The organism is Kibdelosporangium persicum (assembly GCF_013280595.1).
GTDB lineage: Bacteria > Actinomycetota > Actinomycetes > Mycobacteriales > Pseudonocardiaceae > Kibdelosporangium > Kibdelosporangium persicum.
Map to the genome: position 1 here is coordinate 50,483 of NZ_JAAATY010000045.1, position 14,487 is coordinate 64,969.

Below are 14,487 nucleotides of genomic sequence, written 5' to 3' on the forward strand. Positions count from 1 at the left end.
GTACTGGGCTTCCAGTTCATCGTCGACGGGCCGCCACGGCACGGCGTACAGAGCGGTGAGCTGCGGTACTTTCGGTGCAGTGGCATCGGGCGGGAACTGCTCCGCGCCATGCCCGACCTTCCCAGAGTCGACGGCCGCCCGGGCACCAACGTGCTCCTGATGTCGGGTAGCAGCTGGGCAGGCAGTTCCAGCCGCTACCACGTGTCGGTCCCGGTCGGCGTCATCCTGCTTCCGGCCGAAGATCACCTCAAAGCCGTGGTCGGCGGAACCGAAATGCGGTTCGAGTTCCTGCAGAGCGGAGCCGGGACCGAGACACTGAAACTTTCCGGCGCTGATCTCGACGAACGACCGGAGATCATCCGCCGCATGGTGACCCGCCTGGGCGAGCCCGACCACGACGGCAGCATCCTGGAGCGCGAGCTGCGAGAATGGCCTGATGCCCGGCGGCGGATCCTCCTCCTGGTTGGCAGCTATGACGAAGCGGAGCTGGCGGCCGACACCCTGCACACCCTGAGCTCGAGGTGGAAGGGCAGGGTGGTGCGGCTCGTGTCCGACGACGCCGAGGTCGTCGTCGGAAATGACGACGAACGACACGCACCGGTCTTGCGCCGCGGCGACGTAGACACCCTTCGCCACACCGATGCGGAGATCCTCGTGGCACCACTGCTCGCCGTAGAGCGCGGGCACAACATCCTCAACGACGACAAGGTCGCTGCCATTGGCAGTGTGTTCTTCCTGGCTCGACCCAACCCCCGGCCCGACGACCTGGGGCTCGCGGTCCATACCGTGAACGACTGGCTGGTCCGGTTCACCGATAGCACCGACTTCGCCGAGCATCTGCGCGAAGCGACCGATGTGGACGAAGGCGCCTCAGCGATCCGCAAGGAAGCGCGGACCCGCTGGTACCGAGCCCTCGCCAGGTCTCTCGGCTGGAGCTCGCTCGGCGTCGACCGTGACACGGTGACCTGGGATTTGCTGGTGCTCATCTGGCAGGTGATCGGCCGTCTGGTGCGCGGCGGGGTGCCTGCACGCGTCGTGTTCGTTGACTCTGCGTTCGCACCGGAAACGGCCGCAGGCAAACCAGCCGACGAAACGTTCGCGACCAGTCTGCTGCACAACATCCATGCTGTGCTCACGCCGTACCTGACCGCGGACTCGACCGAATCGGCTCACGATCGCTACATCGTCGACGCGCTCTACCGGCCGCTCTGGGCAGCGCTGGACCGCCTTCTCAACGACAGGACCTCGGAATGCACTCTCTGATCACTCCCTGCGCGTACGAACCCGACCCCGACGCCGGCCCGTGGGTCGAAGACCTTCACGTGACGACGTTCGCCGAGCAGTGGCGCACCGAACTGACCGATCTGTTCGCGCTGGGCTGGCGCAGCCGGGAACCATTCGCCGGGCTGCCGGTCCGGAAGCTCGACAGCCTCCTCCGCGCGGTGGCACCGGGGATACTCGCGACCGGCCGCGGTGCCGCCGCCGACAGTTCGGTGCCGTGGCTCTATGCGCGGGAGCCGCTTCCCCACGACATCGTCCTACCCGCGTTCATGAGCTGGGTCGCTGCTCTCCGGCCAGAATCCGAGCACCAGGCCGCCACCCGTCGCGTGCTCGACGCGGTCCGCCGGACGGAACCGGAATGGTCGACCTGCGCGGTCGAGCTATCCGGTGCCGACGTGTCCCCAGGCGGGACCGCTTCACCACACCGACGGCTCTATGCGCTCCTGCCCGAGCTGCTGGCTCTTCGCCTGGCCGAGCGCCCCTTCCGCGCCGAGGGGACGCACACGGACATGTGGTTCCGCGCGGTCCGGCTCGAACACGGGGCGGAACTGGTTTCGTGGCCACCGCAGAGGTTTCGGAAGAACGGGGTGGATCACCGGTACTCGGCCCGGTTGGGGATCACTCTGCACACCGTGCCGTTTTGCCCGTCGTTCCGCGTCCACGTGTCGTCGGGAATTCGCCGATGGGTGACCCGTTCTCCCATCTGGGTTCCAGCCGGCCGCGGCGCCACCGTGCTGTTCGACCTTCCGTTGCCCTGGCAGGAAGAGACCGAGTCGCGCCGCCTCCGTCTGGTCGGAAACGCGATGAAGTTCTCCGTCTCCGACGGGCGGTACTCGTGGCGGGGGCACAGCCCGGTGGAGATCATCGACGACCTCGACATCGTGCGGCGTTACCCGAAACTCGAAGACCTCATCGCCGACCCGCGCGCGTGGCTGGCCGGCTAAGGCGGCGTCATGGCGGCGGTAGTGCACAGCACCGCGATGGGCCCACACAAGATCGCCAGCGGCCTGATGCCCGGGGAACGGGCTGACCTCGACAACTGGGTGGAAGCCGGGCTCCGTCCTTGGCTACGCCGAGTTTCTTCGCTGAAGCGGGCGTTCCGCGTCACCAAGCCGGTTCTGCTTCCGAAGGTGCCAAAGACCGACCCGGTGCGTCGGGCTGCGGTGGAATTGCGGGCTGTGTCGGCCAGGAGAGCCTCGCTGCGTGCCGTCTTGGCAGGGGAACCGCTGCACGTCGACATCGTCACTGTCTATCCGGAGACACGGGAGCACCTGCTGCGGCAGCTTGCCCTGCTGCTCGGGGCTGCCGATCCCGGCGAAGGCGACCACCGCCGATGGTCCGTGGACGGCCTCGAAGTTGAGCTCGTTCTGTCTGACGCAAGCTCTCTCACCAAGGCCCTGAAAACCCTGCCGGACGCGCGGCTTCACGCCGCTGAGGCACTGCGCGCGCGGCGAGCCGCGGTGGCAGCGCGGTACTCACCTCGCATCGGTCGGCCAGGATTGGCTCTAATCGAGATTCCCGGCGCCGACCGGTTCACGGTCCCCGGCACGGATCCGAAGCCCGCCTTGCGGCTTGGGTTTGCGACACCAGGCGGCTCTCTCAGTTCATCCAGATCGCTGACGACCACACCGCGGATCCGGCGACCCGCGCCGAAGCCGCGTGCAGGGACGGCCTTCGTCAGCTCGGCGCCTTCTCTACACCAGTACACCGGGCAGGCACCGGCGTCCCGGCTGACCTCCAGTACGTGGCCCTGTGGGTGGTGCGCAAGCAGGCCACGACTACGACCAAGCGAGCGAGCCGGCATCTCGTCGCCGTGCGAGTACAGCCCGCCGATCCTGAGCACCCGGTCCAGGGCTGGGACGACCGCGTCCAGGACTGGGTTCCGTACGCGGACCTCCTTGTTTCTCTCGCGGCGGGCGGAAACTCCGCCGACGACGTCCCAGCGAGTGGCCTTCGTCCGCTTCTTACGGTCGAGGACGAACGAGCCGACATCGAACGACGCGTGCGCGCAATCCTCTTCCAGGTCCGGAACCAGCCGACACTGCTGCTTGCGAACGCAGGTAACCTGCGAGACTCATGGCGGTGGCTGGGTAATGAGACCCTGGTGCGGGACAAGCTCGGCTTTGCCGGCGAACCGGACCAACGCCTGGGTGCCTTCGGCGAGCACCTGCGGGTTGTTCTGCTCCGCGACCGCAACAGCCGGGACGAGGTCCCGCAGTGGTACGCACCTGGCAAGGACAACGACACGCCCGGCTTCGGTGTCGGCCTGTGGGTGTCGCAGGACGGGGCGCCGGACAACCTGGTCTTCGCCAGCACAGCAGACGTGCCCAAGAACTTCCCCAAGGTCCCCCGCGGACTCCGCAAGCTCTCGGGGAGGGAGGGCGCCGGCCCTGCGCCCACGGTGGCTGCGTGGAATCCGCAGTACCTGGAACTGACGGTGCTGGGCTGCCCTGAACAGGACGAGGCGGCGACGTGGGCGGCGATCGCCCACCAGCTCAGGTTCCACGACGACTACGTTCCCCTCGCCCGGCCTCTACCGATGCACCTGGCCAAGCTCGCTGAGGAGTACCTGAGCCCACAGCCCACGGACGGCGGTTCGCTGGGGTAGTACCACCTCGGGCTGCCGCTGGTGGACAACCCAGCGGCACCCCCACACCAGCACATCACAGGGCGCTGACAACGGCCTCCCATAGGCTGTAGAAATGGCATTTGGCGACTCGCGCGAACCGGCAGGCAAGGGACCACGGTCCGTCCCCAAGCCGAAACGGCTTGCACACCTCCGCGTCGACAATCGCGGCTACCCGATCATCGCAGCAATCGGCCAGGCGCCCGGAGACATCGACTTCGGCGCGCTGTCGGAGCCGCGAAAGCTCGCATTGGCCACCTTCGACCTCTGCGCAGTGTGCGCGCTTCCACTTGGCCAGGAGCTGCGGTGGCAGGTTTCCTTCGACGAAGCAGCGGCGACGGCGAAAACGTTCATCTCGAGTGAGGCACCGGTCCACGAGATCTGCGCTCTGTACGCAGCCCAGGTCTGCCCGCTCGTTTCGTCTCCGTACGCCCGACACGGCGACGAAATCCGTAAAGGCATGAAGCGTCCCAAGGTCACCTTCCTGACCGGGTTCCGCCGGACAGCACGGGTCTTCGGCCAACGCTCAGGGCTTCAAACTTCCGAGTGTGTCCTGCATTTCGAGACCACCGGCGTCGAGCAGCGGCTGAAGCTGTCGACCTCAGCCGAAGCGATCGAGGCCTACCAGCGAGCGCTCGAGGCCGAGGTGGAGGTCACGATCGACGACACTGAGCGAGAGATTGCCACACGCCTCACCGAGCTGACGATCCAGGAGGGTGAAGATTCCGGCAGTGTGATGGCAGGAGCCGCGTGGTTCGCGGGCGGCGCGTTCTGTCCTAAAGTCGGCAACGTGCAGGGCATGCGGCGCTTCACCGAAGACCCGATCTACACGGCTCTCGCACGACGGGTGCTACTGGAACCTGGATTCGCGAAAAAGTTCGAGGAGACGGACGACCTCTACACCCGCGCTGCAATCAAGTGGCTCAACAGCCGTGACCACCTGCCGGAAATTCTGGCAAGCTGGCGCAAAACCGCGTTGAATCGAGCGCTGAGCGGTCGGTCGGCACCTGACAAGAGCAGCGGCGGAGTTAATCTTAAGAAATCCAAGCGCAAGCTTCAAGGCGCCGCTCGGCGCAAGAACCGCCGATGACCCCGACACGGGAGCTGGGTGGCGTTGCCACCGGACCCTCTGGCCTGGTAGCGGCGCGCGGGCGGGGTGGCGTACTCAACGCGTGGGGTGCTGGAGCAGCGGAATCTGCGACTGTCGGCGTGAAACGACGTGACAGCGAGAGTGCGGCGCGAATTCAACCGTCGGCAGGTTTGGTCGCGTAGAGGGCTTCGGGGTGCAGCGAACCTGCCGGTCGCCGTCCGACCTGGGCTAGCTGCTGTCGTGGCCATGCATCGCGGGCGAATGACCTGGCGAACCTATTCGTGAATCCGGATGGGCCGACGTATGGCTGCGGGGTTGATGTTCAACATGGACACTTGTGAGGTTCCCCCGGTAGCTCGGAGACTTTGAAGCATGGTCCGATAGGACCTGAAGGGAGTCGTCCGTGGCAGCACCGAAGAAGTACCCCGACGAGCTGAGGGCTCGTGCAGTCCGGCTGTATCGAGAGTCTGATCCCAAGCCGGTGATCCGCCGGCTGGCCGAGCAGCTCGGGGTGCATCACGAAGCACTGCGTAACTGGATCCGGCAGGACGAGGCCGACCGCGGCGAGCGCGACGATCGGCCCACAACCAGCGAGTCGGAGGAACTGCGCCGACTGCGGCGGGAGAACGGGAACTCAAGCGTGCCAACGAGATCCTCAAGGCCGCGAGTGCTTTTTTCGCCTCGGAACTCGACCCGACCCGGCGACGGTCGTGAAGCTCGTGCAGCAGCTTCGCGGCCGCTTCGGGGTCGAGCCCATCCTCCGGGTCCTCGGTATCGCCTCCTCCACCTACTACGGCTGGGTCCGGCGCCAGACAGACCCGTCACCGCGGCAGCGTCAGGATGAGGAGCTGGTGGCCGAGATCGTGGAAATCCACACCACCTACGGCAGCCCGCGGGTGCACGCGACGCTGCGCCGCCGCGGGATCCGGGTGTCGCGCAAGCGGGTCGAGCGGCTGATGCGCGGCCACGAGCTGCAGGGCGCGTTCCTGCGCAGAAGGTGGCGAACACCCTCGACCCGCCGCGATCCACGAGCGACGCCGGCGCCGGACCTGGTCAACCGGGACTTCACCGCCCCGGCCCCGGACCGGCTGTGGGTTGCCGACGCCACCCGTATCCCCACCGGCGAGGGCGTGTTCTGGCTGGCAGCTGTCCGTGATGCCTTCTCCAACCGGATCGTGGGCTGGAAGACCAGCGACCGCTGCGACACCAGCCTCGTGCTCGGCGCGCTGGAGTACGCGATCTGGTCCCGCGAGGTCCGTGACGGGCAGCTGATCCACCACAGCGACCGAGGCTCGACCTACACCTCGATCCGCTTCGCGCAACGCTTGGCGGACAACGGAATCCTGCCGTCGATGGGCTCCGTCGGCGACTCCTACGACAACGCGCTGATGGAGAACTTCTTCTCCACGCTGAAGATCGAGCTCGTGTACCGGAACTCGTGGCATACCCGCGACGAGGCCGAGAACGCGATCTTCAGCTACATCGACGCCTGGTACAACACCCAGCGCATCCAGAAAGAGCTCGGCTGGCTCAGCCCCGACGAGTACGAGGCTACCTGGCACGCCGATCAACTCGAGCCATCTATCATCCCTGCGTCCCCAACCGGAGCCAGGTAATCAACCCTCCGAGTTATCGGGGGAACCTCACTTGTGCGACCGATCCGTGAGATGACGCGGGCTTTCGCCACGTCAGGTGCACCTTGGACGCAGGCACGTAAAACCACAACACGAGCCGCTGTGGCCAGCGAACCCTCTGCCATCGCCAGGTACCACATGGACTCTGGAAACTGGCTGGAAAACACAGGTCGAGATCGCACCTCCGGCTGTCGGGACGCTGTTGGACACGCTGTCGCGAGGAGACGAACTGCCCCAGCGAGGCATCACCCGGGCGAAGTGGGACAGCCTTGGCGCATTCCTGTTCCCGCACGAGGAGATCTGGTCTGGCACCAACGAAAGCCCCCGCTCAGTCCTCGTGTGCCCGGACCCGAGGCTGTGGCAATTGCCGCTCGGCGCGCTCACCCGGGACGGTGTGCACCTCGCCGGCGTTGCCGAACTGGTCCTCACCCCGAGTCTGCGCACGGCGGCGCTAGTAGCCAGCAGGAGTCGTACCCGGCAGAGCCGGCCACTAGGCCCAACAGTCAGCATTCTTGATCCGCGACTGCCTGGGCACGACGTCGAACGCCAGACGCTGGACATGTGGGCGGCCGACCATGTCGAGGACTCTGGCCTCGACATGGTCAGCCAGGCCTGCATGCTGTACATCAGCGGACGCGGCGACGCCGCCGGCGAGTCGGCCACCCTCGGACACACGGCGATCACCCTGGAACGTCTCGCCAACCTGCCGCTGCCCCCGCTGGTCGTGCTCAACGGCTGCTGGAGCGGCACAGCGGTGAGCCGGTACGGCACGGACCCGTTGAGCCTGGCGGTCGGTGCCATGCTGGGCGACGCGGACTCGGTGATCGCCGGTACCGGGGCCATCGGTGGAATCGGTTCCGCACTGGTCGCGCAGCACCTGTTCCCGTTGCTGAGGTCGGGTATCCCGGTGCGCTCCGCGCTACGCTTGGCGCAGTTGCGCGTACGGGACGAGCATCCCGAGCTCGGACCGTTCGAATGGGCGGGACTCTGCATGGTGGGCATCGACGCACGGTGGAACGGCCGGGCCTTCACCAGCGGAACATGACCGGCCGCTCGGGTCACAGCCTACCCATCATCACCCTCACGGAACACGGCGTGGTCCGCCCGCAGTTCGTTAGCCAGCGGCGAGCCGATCTCTTCCAACAGGTCCACTGCATCCTGGAAGAACGCAGCCGAGGCCGCGTGATCGCCGGTGGCGCGGGCGACCCTACCCAGGCCGTCCAAGGCCAACGCCTCCTCGAACCTGCTACCGCAGTTCTTGCCCGCCTCGATGGCCGCCAGGTGAGACCGCTCGGCTTCGTCGTACCGGCCAAGGCGTAACAGCACCCAGCCAAGGGCGTTGTGAGCGCGGGCGATGTCCATCGTCATGCCTTGCCCCGACTGCCGGCAGAGCGCGAGCGACTCCGTCAGGTGCTGTTCCGCCTCGGCGAGGCGCCCGGTGTCCAGCTCGATCCACCCGATCGTGCGAATCGTGATGGCGGCGTTGCGAATCAATCCCACCCTGAGGTAGAAGTCGAGCGCTTCACTGGCGAGCCGGAGCGCCTTATCGAACTCACGCCGGTTGCGGTGGACCACCGCTTGCTGGACAAGTGTGTTGGTGGCTCCGTGTTCGTCGCCGATCTCATGGAACAGTCGGTTGGCGATCTCGTACTGGACCAAGGCGGCATCGTCGTCACCGCGTTCGTGTAGCGCGACACCCAGGTAGCTCCGCGTGACAGCCTCGGCACCACGATCAGCCAGTCGGATCGCTCCCGGCAGCGCGAGTTCGTGGCTCTCGATCCACTCGTGGATCCGCTTGGTGAGAAAAAAGAATCCACGGAAGAAGCACGCCAGCCGCCATCTCGCTGTGTCGAAACTCGGATCGTCCAGCCTGCACAACGCGACGGCATTGGCAGTCTCGGTGTAGAACCACGCCAAGGCACCGTTGTAGTCGTTGAACGGCGCCGGTACCAACGGCGTTTCCGGCAACGGAATCCGGTACCGCTGCGGCTCCAGGAATTCGTCCGCACGCCTGGCGGTGTGCACGAAGTAGTCGAACGCCCGCTGACGCGCGTTGCGCGTGTTCTGGTCGCCGCGCGCCAACTCCTCCGCGTACAGCCGGATGAGATCGTGCATCTCAAAGCGTCCGGCGACCTCGCGGGCGAGGTGTAGGCGAACAAGGGTTCTCAGGTGTCTGACCGCGGCACGTGGCGACAGGCCGCCGAGCGCAGCGATGACGTTGGCGTCGAACGTCCGACCCGGAAACAGGCCGACCGCTCGGAAAACTGCTGCGACATCGGCGGAAAGCTGACGATACGACCACGAGAACGCGCCACGCGGAGTCGAACGCGGATCAGGTCCGTCAAGTTCCTCCAGGCGGTCGTGTTCGTCCACCAGCTCCCCCACGAGTGCCGCGAGGGACGCCTCCGCACGTGTTCGCGCGTTCGCCGCCACCACCCGCAGCGCGAGCGGGAGCCGTCCGCACAGGTCCACGAGTCGCTCAGCGGCCGCAGTTTCCTGCTCGACGCGCGGGCCGACCAGCGCGCGTAGCAGACACACGGACTCCTCGTCAGAAAGCAAGTCCAGTCCGATAACCGTCGCATCGTGGTGGATCACCAGTCCGGGCAGTGTGTTCCTGCTGGTGATCAGCACCGGGCACAACGGCGTTCCGGGCAGCAAAGGCCTTACCTGCTCCTCGTCCCTGGCGTTGTCCAGAACGATCAACACCCGCCTGCGGGCCAGCGCGGACCGCAGCGCTGCCGAGCGGCTGACAACATCGTCCGGCATCGTCGACGTATCCAGCCCCAGCTGGTCAAGCCAGTTGGTGAGCACCTCTTCAGGCAGCGCCGGTTCGTCAGGCCCCCAACCGCGCAAATCCCGGTACAGAACACCGTCCGCAAACCCGTCGACATGGCGCCAGGACCAGGTGACCGCGAGGGTTGTCTTACCGATTCCAGGCTCCCCGGTCACGACAGCCATCGGCACGAAGTTGCCCTTGCGCAGCAACAACTCGTCCAGAAGGACGAGTTCGGCGCGCCGGGCAGTGAACTCGCTGACGCCGGGTGGAAGTAGTTGCGGCACAGCAACGCTGCGTTTGGGCGGAAGACCGGACAGCGCTGTTGGTCTGGCCCGGCGGGTCCGGACACCGGCTTCACCGCACGCTGCCTCGTAGAGCTGGTCCCAGTCGCGGACTCCGGTGGCCGCAGGCGAGATCTTCATCAACAGCAGGCGCATGACCGGCCACGTTGTCGTCATGTTCGGGAGAACCCGGCCCTTCTGCGCGTCGTCCCATGTCGACTTCCCGATGCCGCTGGCCGCCTCGGCAGCACGAACTCCGCCAAGCACGCCCACTGCCCTGGCCAACCCATCGCGCAGACGCAACTGGTTCGGCCCAGGCGATCTCGGCACGCGGTCCGCCTCCCTTGTCCTCGGGCGCAGTACTGCGAGCGTAAGTCGCATGCCACGGCTGGCCGCAACAGCCGACGCAGGCAAAGTCGGTCTGTCACCCAGGTGGCGTAGCGGTTCCACCCCCGGAGTGCTCAGTAGTGCCTTGGGCGCGACCATGGCTGGCGTGTCCGACATCCGGACCCCGACCTCCGGAACACCGGGTGCACTGCCCGATGACCTTCGGTCCGACGTCTACGACATCGTTTCCGACCCTACTTGCTGACCGACGAACGCGGCGCCGAGCACACCAACGCCACCACAACGGGCATGATCAACGTCCGAACAGGACAGTGATCACCAGATCTGACCCGCGATCTGCCCGCGAACCTGCTGCCAGCCCCACCCCACCCCGGCGATCCGGCACGCACCTACAACGGTGTCCCGGTCCCGCAGTCGGTTCGCCCGAAACAGCTTCCGCCGTCGTCGCCGTACCTGCCGACACCGAGCGGTTCGTCTACATCTCGTGCGGCACGTGGCGGCTGCAGGAATGTCTGCGCTGCTGGGACACCGAACTGGAACCGTTGCTGAAAGAAGCCGAGCACACGCGAGGCCTGCTCTTCGATCCCGACAACCAGGTGTTCCTCCCGCCAGGAGGCATGCCGGCCCGGATCCCAGCAGTGGTGCGGCACGACCATGACGAGGCCGGCGGCGCTACCTCCCCCGGAGAGCGCCGCAGTACCGACCGGACATCGCACGTTCACTGGCTCGGCTCCTCGTCGTCCGCGTCGACTGTCCGCCGGTACTCAGGATGGTTGCGGTCCATCAACCTCGCCAAGTGCACCGGCACGGGATAGCTGGTCCGCCCGTCCCACGACACGGAGTGATCGCACAGCCTCGCCGCAGCGACGGCGTACCGCACCGGATCGGAGTCCACACCCACCACGACGATCTCGGTCGCAGTGTGCGCGTACCACGTATTCCTGCCCAACTCGGCACTTGCGGACCAGCGCCCCACATCACGGCCGACACGGCGAGGCGGCGGGCCACCGGCGAACTGGCGCGGAACGTTGGACAGGATCCAGGTGCTCGCCGAGCCGTTCAGTGCGTACAGGGACTCGGTGGTCTTGACTATGTACAGGCCATTCTCGGCCTTGGGGTCGGAGACACGCACCTCGACCGGACGCGGTAGATCGCGGCTCCCGGACGTGACGCGCACGACGGCCCGAGGACGATGGCCGGTGGCCGGGTCCCATCCCGGCAGGGCGAGGCGGCCGTTCACCAGACAGGAGGCGTCCGGTTCGAGGTCGAGATTCTTGTTCGCCAGCAACGGGTACAACGATCGTGCGCTGTCGCCGGACACCATCAGCACATAGCCGGCTCCCGTGGCGATGTGCGGCTGCAGCAGCCTGAGCGCGGTGTCAATCGCCGCAACCAGAACATCGTCCTGCCGTTTCCCTCCGGGCAGCGGGCTCGCCCGAAACGCCGCGTTCGCAGTGAAATAGTCGTGCCATCCGGCCTCGGTGTCGGTCTTCCGCTCCCGTACCGCCTGATATGCGAGAACCCGCCAGTGCTCGCCATCAGGAATCGTGGCGACCAGCGACCAGCTCAACTTCGGCCGACCGTTGGTCCACGCGTTTCCACGCTGCTCCCGCACGTGCAGACCGACGTACGTGACCGGTTCCTTCGTCCCCAACGATCCGTATGACAACGCCTTCGTCATTCGCGGGTGGACCAGACCCGCAACCCGCATCAGGTCCGCCAACGCGCCGTGGCCGCGGTAGTCGTCCGCAGGCTCGTGCACTGGTTTGGTCTCCGGTGCGGTCGCGAGAAACTGCGCCAGCACACCGCGCTCCGCGAGCAAGCTGTTGACCAAAGGTTTCGCGTCCTCGTCCGGCGTCTTGCCGTCGTACTCCGTCTCACAGAGCGCCAGCACTCCCGTTCCCGCCGGCCCCGTGAGGTGCGGCACACGGTTCAGTGCATCGATCCTCTGGCGCTGCCTGCCATGGACGAGGAGCTCCTTCGCGTGGTGGAAGACGATCTCCACCCCGGCGCCGACGTCGATCAGCTCGTCGTGCGGGAGGTCCTCACCCAGCGAGGCCTGTTCGAAGTGCTATCCGAGCAAACGCAGCACGCGAGTCCGGGTACGTGGCTCGTAGTAGAGGACGAGAAGGCGCAGTCGCTCGCAGCCGGCGGCCTTGATGATGGTCAACAGGGAATTCTCGTCGAGAAGCTGAGCGTCCCGGCCCTTTTTCGGGATGCGCCTGGCCTGCTGGGAGAACCTGTGCCCTTTCACCTCACTGGCGGTGAGGTTCGGGACCTCCAGCACGTCGGCGGCATGGCGACTCAGCTCCCGCACGGTGTACATGCCCACACCGCGGCCGACCGGCCACCGCACGGACTTCGCCACGAGCGGGCGCAATCGCCCTGGTTCGCCCGTGCGGCCGAGGTCATCTGGCGCGAGAAGGCATTCGCCGTCGAGTCGCCGCGACACCGACACCGCGATCATGCTCGTCCGCTCGATCGAGGTCTTGCCTGCCCGCTGTTCCATCGCAAGGCACAGCTACGGGGAGTTTGAGCGCCTCGGGGTCAGCCATCGGTACGGGTGCCGTAGAGCCCACGGCTTAACCGCGCCACAGAGGGATCGAGTACCAGCACGGGTGTACGCAGGTTCGGCATCGTCTGCATCGACAACCGAACGCGCAGAGCGGCGTACTGGAGCTCTCCGTTCTTCTTCCAGGCATCCGACCACAGCGCTTTCGGGTCCCACACCAGGAGGTTGCCGTCGGTGTCGGTTCGCAGCACCACCTCCCCGCCGTCGACCTGCCACGACGTCGCCTCTAGCCTGCGAGCGGCCTCCCACGTCGCGGCGTCGTAGACCCAGTTCGGTGCGTCCGGCTGGTTGCCGAACCGGTGCACGTGGCCCGCGAGTGAGACCTCCTCGACGGTGCTACCCGCCACCAGCTCCGCCAGCTCACTGGAGTAATTGAAGGTGATCTTGTCATCCGGTACACCGAGCACGGCCTGTTCCCACAGCACCACGGCATCGCGCACGTCGCGCACGTCGAGCGGCCTGCTGGCGATCAACTGCTGCGGCGCGTGCTTCTTGCTGGCGGGAAAGAGATTCACGAAGGCGCCGCTGTAAGCACGCAGGCCGGTGGCCAGTCCCGTGTACGGAAGGTTGGCGTTGGCGTGCGCATGATTCCGCAGCCGCTCCCACGCGTCCGCCACCTCCTCCGGGAAGCGGTGGATGTAGGCCGTGCCGTGCAGCTGCTCGGTCAGCGGGTAGGCCAGTAGAGCAAGTTCCTGTCGGTCGTCACGAAGCCTCCTTGCCGTCGATACCCGCGAAGACCAACCAGGACTCCAGCGTTGAGCCGTAGATGCGCCGCAGCGCGCGCTGTTCAGCAAGGCTGAGATTGTCGTAGTAGTAGCGGAGCAAGCGCCGCAGATCCGTGCCGAGCTTCTCGTCGTGGAACGCGTCGTCCACGAGGTAGAGCTCGACCGGGGTGCCACCGCGCCGTGCCCGCCCGGCCAACTGGATCATGTCGACGAGCATTCCGGCGATCGCCTCGGACTTGAGAGGCTTGCTCAGCCGACTGAACCGCGGGTCGCTGGTAAGGATGTGGAACAACCGGGAGAACGCCCGTCTGCGTTGTTCGATCCACTGCCCCACCGGATCCGCGCTCGGCCCGCCGTCCCGCAACGCAGAGGCGTTGACGCTCGCGAACATCTCCGCGGAGTCGGTGATCTGGGTCGGCGGACGTACACACACCCAGACCGAAGCCAGCGCGGACTTCTGGCCACCCGGCACTAGGATGTTGAGACCTCTCGCCACCAGGCTCATGGGTGCGATGCACACCTTGACCTGCGGATGCCGAGACGGCAGCAGCTCCAGGTCGTCGACCGTCAAGGTGACGACGCCGGACGGCAGCACCACCGGTGAGGGCCGCGGTTCCTGGAAACGAGAACAGCCACCCAGCTGTGGTCTGGTGTCCTGCTCGACGGCGCCTGTGCGAAGCAGTTGGGAGACGACGCACCATCGTCCCGAGGTGACTTCTTGTGCGATGCGTGCGCCGTAGGCCAGTTCGGTGAACAAGTCGTCGGCGTCCAAGGACATGTCGGGTGAGTGGCGTGCTTGGAAGGTTCGGGTGCGGGCGCCAGACCACTGTTGCACCAGCGAGTTGACCGACTGTGCGGGGATGTTGTGTGGGCTGCGGATCTTCTCGTGGCTTGGTTGGGCGTTGTCGGTGGGGTTGTGCCGTGGCGTGGGAGCGGGGTTGGTGGACGTGTGGGTCATGGCTGGGGGTCTCCCGTCCAGTCCCCGGTGCCGTGGTCACTGTGACCAGGGCGCCGGGGTCGTGTGTGGACAGTGGGTGAGGTTCAGAGGTTGGTCGTGTCCGTTGACGAGGGGCCACCGGGACGTGTCCAGGTGTCGGGTTGTTCGCCGTGACGGCGTAGCCAGCCCTGTAGTTCCTCGGGTGTGGTGTCCAACA

The 14,487-nt window shown here is 66.4% G+C and carries 11 protein-coding genes and 2 pseudogenes; 7 read left to right on the forward strand and 6 right to left on the reverse strand.

The window, feature by feature from the left end; all coding sequences use genetic code 11:
• Positions 1 to 108: 108 nt before the first annotated feature.
• From GC106_RS43185 to GC106_RS43215, 7 genes and pseudogenes are all read left to right on the forward strand, one after another.
• The gene (locus GC106_RS43185) at positions 109 to 1,263 is read left to right on the forward strand and encodes a hypothetical protein (RefSeq protein ID WP_173142005.1); all 1,155 of its coding nucleotides are present in this window, start codon (positions 109 to 111) and stop codon (positions 1,261 to 1,263) included.
• A pseudogene (locus GC106_RS43190) lies at positions 1,251 to 2,873 on the forward strand (pPIWI_RE module domain-containing protein); the annotation flags it as partial. The gene GC106_RS43185 and the pseudogene GC106_RS43190, both read left to right, overlap by 13 nt.
• A 152-nt stretch (positions 2,874 to 3,025) precedes the next feature.
• On the forward strand, positions 3,026 to 3,889 hold the full coding sequence (locus GC106_RS43200; protein ID WP_173142007.1) for an RNAseH domain-containing protein: 864 nt from the start codon (positions 3,026 to 3,028) through the stop codon (positions 3,887 to 3,889).
• 94 nt (positions 3,890 to 3,983) lie between these two features.
• Positions 3,984 to 4,997 (forward strand): hypothetical protein, encoded by a 1,014-nt coding sequence (locus tag GC106_RS43205; protein WP_173142008.1) that lies wholly within the window; start codon positions 3,984 to 3,986, stop codon positions 4,995 to 4,997.
• Positions 4,998 to 5,400: 403 nt separating this feature from the next.
• Positions 5,401 to 5,613 (forward strand): annotated as a pseudogene (locus GC106_RS49865) (transposase); the annotation flags it as partial.
• Between the two features lie 94 nt (positions 5,614 to 5,707).
• Complete coding sequence (locus GC106_RS43210; protein ID WP_312873353.1) at positions 5,708 to 6,613, forward strand: IS3 family transposase; 906 nt, start codon at positions 5,708 to 5,710, stop codon at positions 6,611 to 6,613.
• Positions 6,614 to 6,833: 220 nt separating this feature from the next.
• Complete coding sequence (locus tag GC106_RS43215; protein WP_173142010.1) at positions 6,834 to 7,676, forward strand: CHAT domain-containing protein; 843 nt, start codon at positions 6,834 to 6,836, stop codon at positions 7,674 to 7,676.
• A 20-nt stretch (positions 7,677 to 7,696) separates the two neighbouring features.
• Here the strand turns inward: GC106_RS43215 and GC106_RS43220 are convergent, their stop codons facing one another.
• From GC106_RS43220 to GC106_RS43235, 6 genes are all read right to left on the reverse strand, one after another.
• The gene (locus GC106_RS43220; protein WP_173142011.1) at positions 7,697 to 10,018 is read right to left on the reverse strand and encodes an ATP-binding protein; all 2,322 of its coding nucleotides are present in this window, start codon (positions 10,016 to 10,018) and stop codon (positions 7,697 to 7,699) included.
• 407 nt (positions 10,019 to 10,425) lie between these two features.
• The gene (locus tag GC106_RS43225; RefSeq protein WP_173142012.1) at positions 10,426 to 10,758 is read right to left on the reverse strand and encodes a hypothetical protein; all 333 of its coding nucleotides are present in this window, start codon (positions 10,756 to 10,758) and stop codon (positions 10,426 to 10,428) included.
• Positions 10,755 to 12,041, reverse strand: a complete 1,287-nt coding sequence (locus GC106_RS47240; RefSeq protein WP_312873354.1) for an RNaseH domain-containing protein — start codon at positions 12,039 to 12,041, stop codon at positions 10,755 to 10,757. The genes GC106_RS43225 and GC106_RS47240 overlap by 4 nt, the downstream gene beginning before the upstream one ends.
• Positions 12,042 to 12,107: 66 nt before the next feature.
• Entirely contained in the window at positions 12,108 to 12,545 is a 438-nt protein-coding gene (locus GC106_RS47245) for a hypothetical protein (RefSeq protein ID WP_217281671.1), read from the reverse strand.
• Between the two features lie 38 nt (positions 12,546 to 12,583).
• On the reverse strand, positions 12,584 to 13,402 hold the full coding sequence (locus tag GC106_RS47250; protein ID WP_217281672.1) for a pPIWI_RE module domain-containing protein: 819 nt from the start codon (positions 13,400 to 13,402) through the stop codon (positions 12,584 to 12,586).
• Complete coding sequence (locus GC106_RS43235) at positions 13,311 to 14,111, reverse strand: hypothetical protein (RefSeq protein ID WP_217281674.1); 801 nt, start codon at positions 14,109 to 14,111, stop codon at positions 13,311 to 13,313. Before GC106_RS43235 ends, GC106_RS47250 begins: the two co-directional genes overlap by 92 nt.
• Between the last annotated feature and the right edge of the window lie 376 nt (positions 14,112 to 14,487).

Bases quoted from the DNA above. Each gene is read 5' to 3' on its own strand.
- GC106_RS43235 (WP_217281674.1), bottom strand. From the start codon at position 14,111: ATGTCCTTGGACGCCGACGACTTGTTCACCGAACTGGCCTACGGCGCA.
- GC106_RS43205 (WP_173142008.1), top strand. From the start codon at position 3,984: ATGGCATTTGGCGACTCGCGCGAACCGGCAGGCAAGGGACCACGGTCC.
- GC106_RS47245 (WP_217281671.1), bottom strand. From the start codon at position 12,545: ATGGAACAGCGGGCAGGCAAGACCTCGATCGAGCGGACGAGCATGATC.
- GC106_RS43185 (WP_173142005.1), top strand. From the start codon at position 109: ATGCCCGACCTTCCCAGAGTCGACGGCCGCCCGGGCACCAACGTGCTC.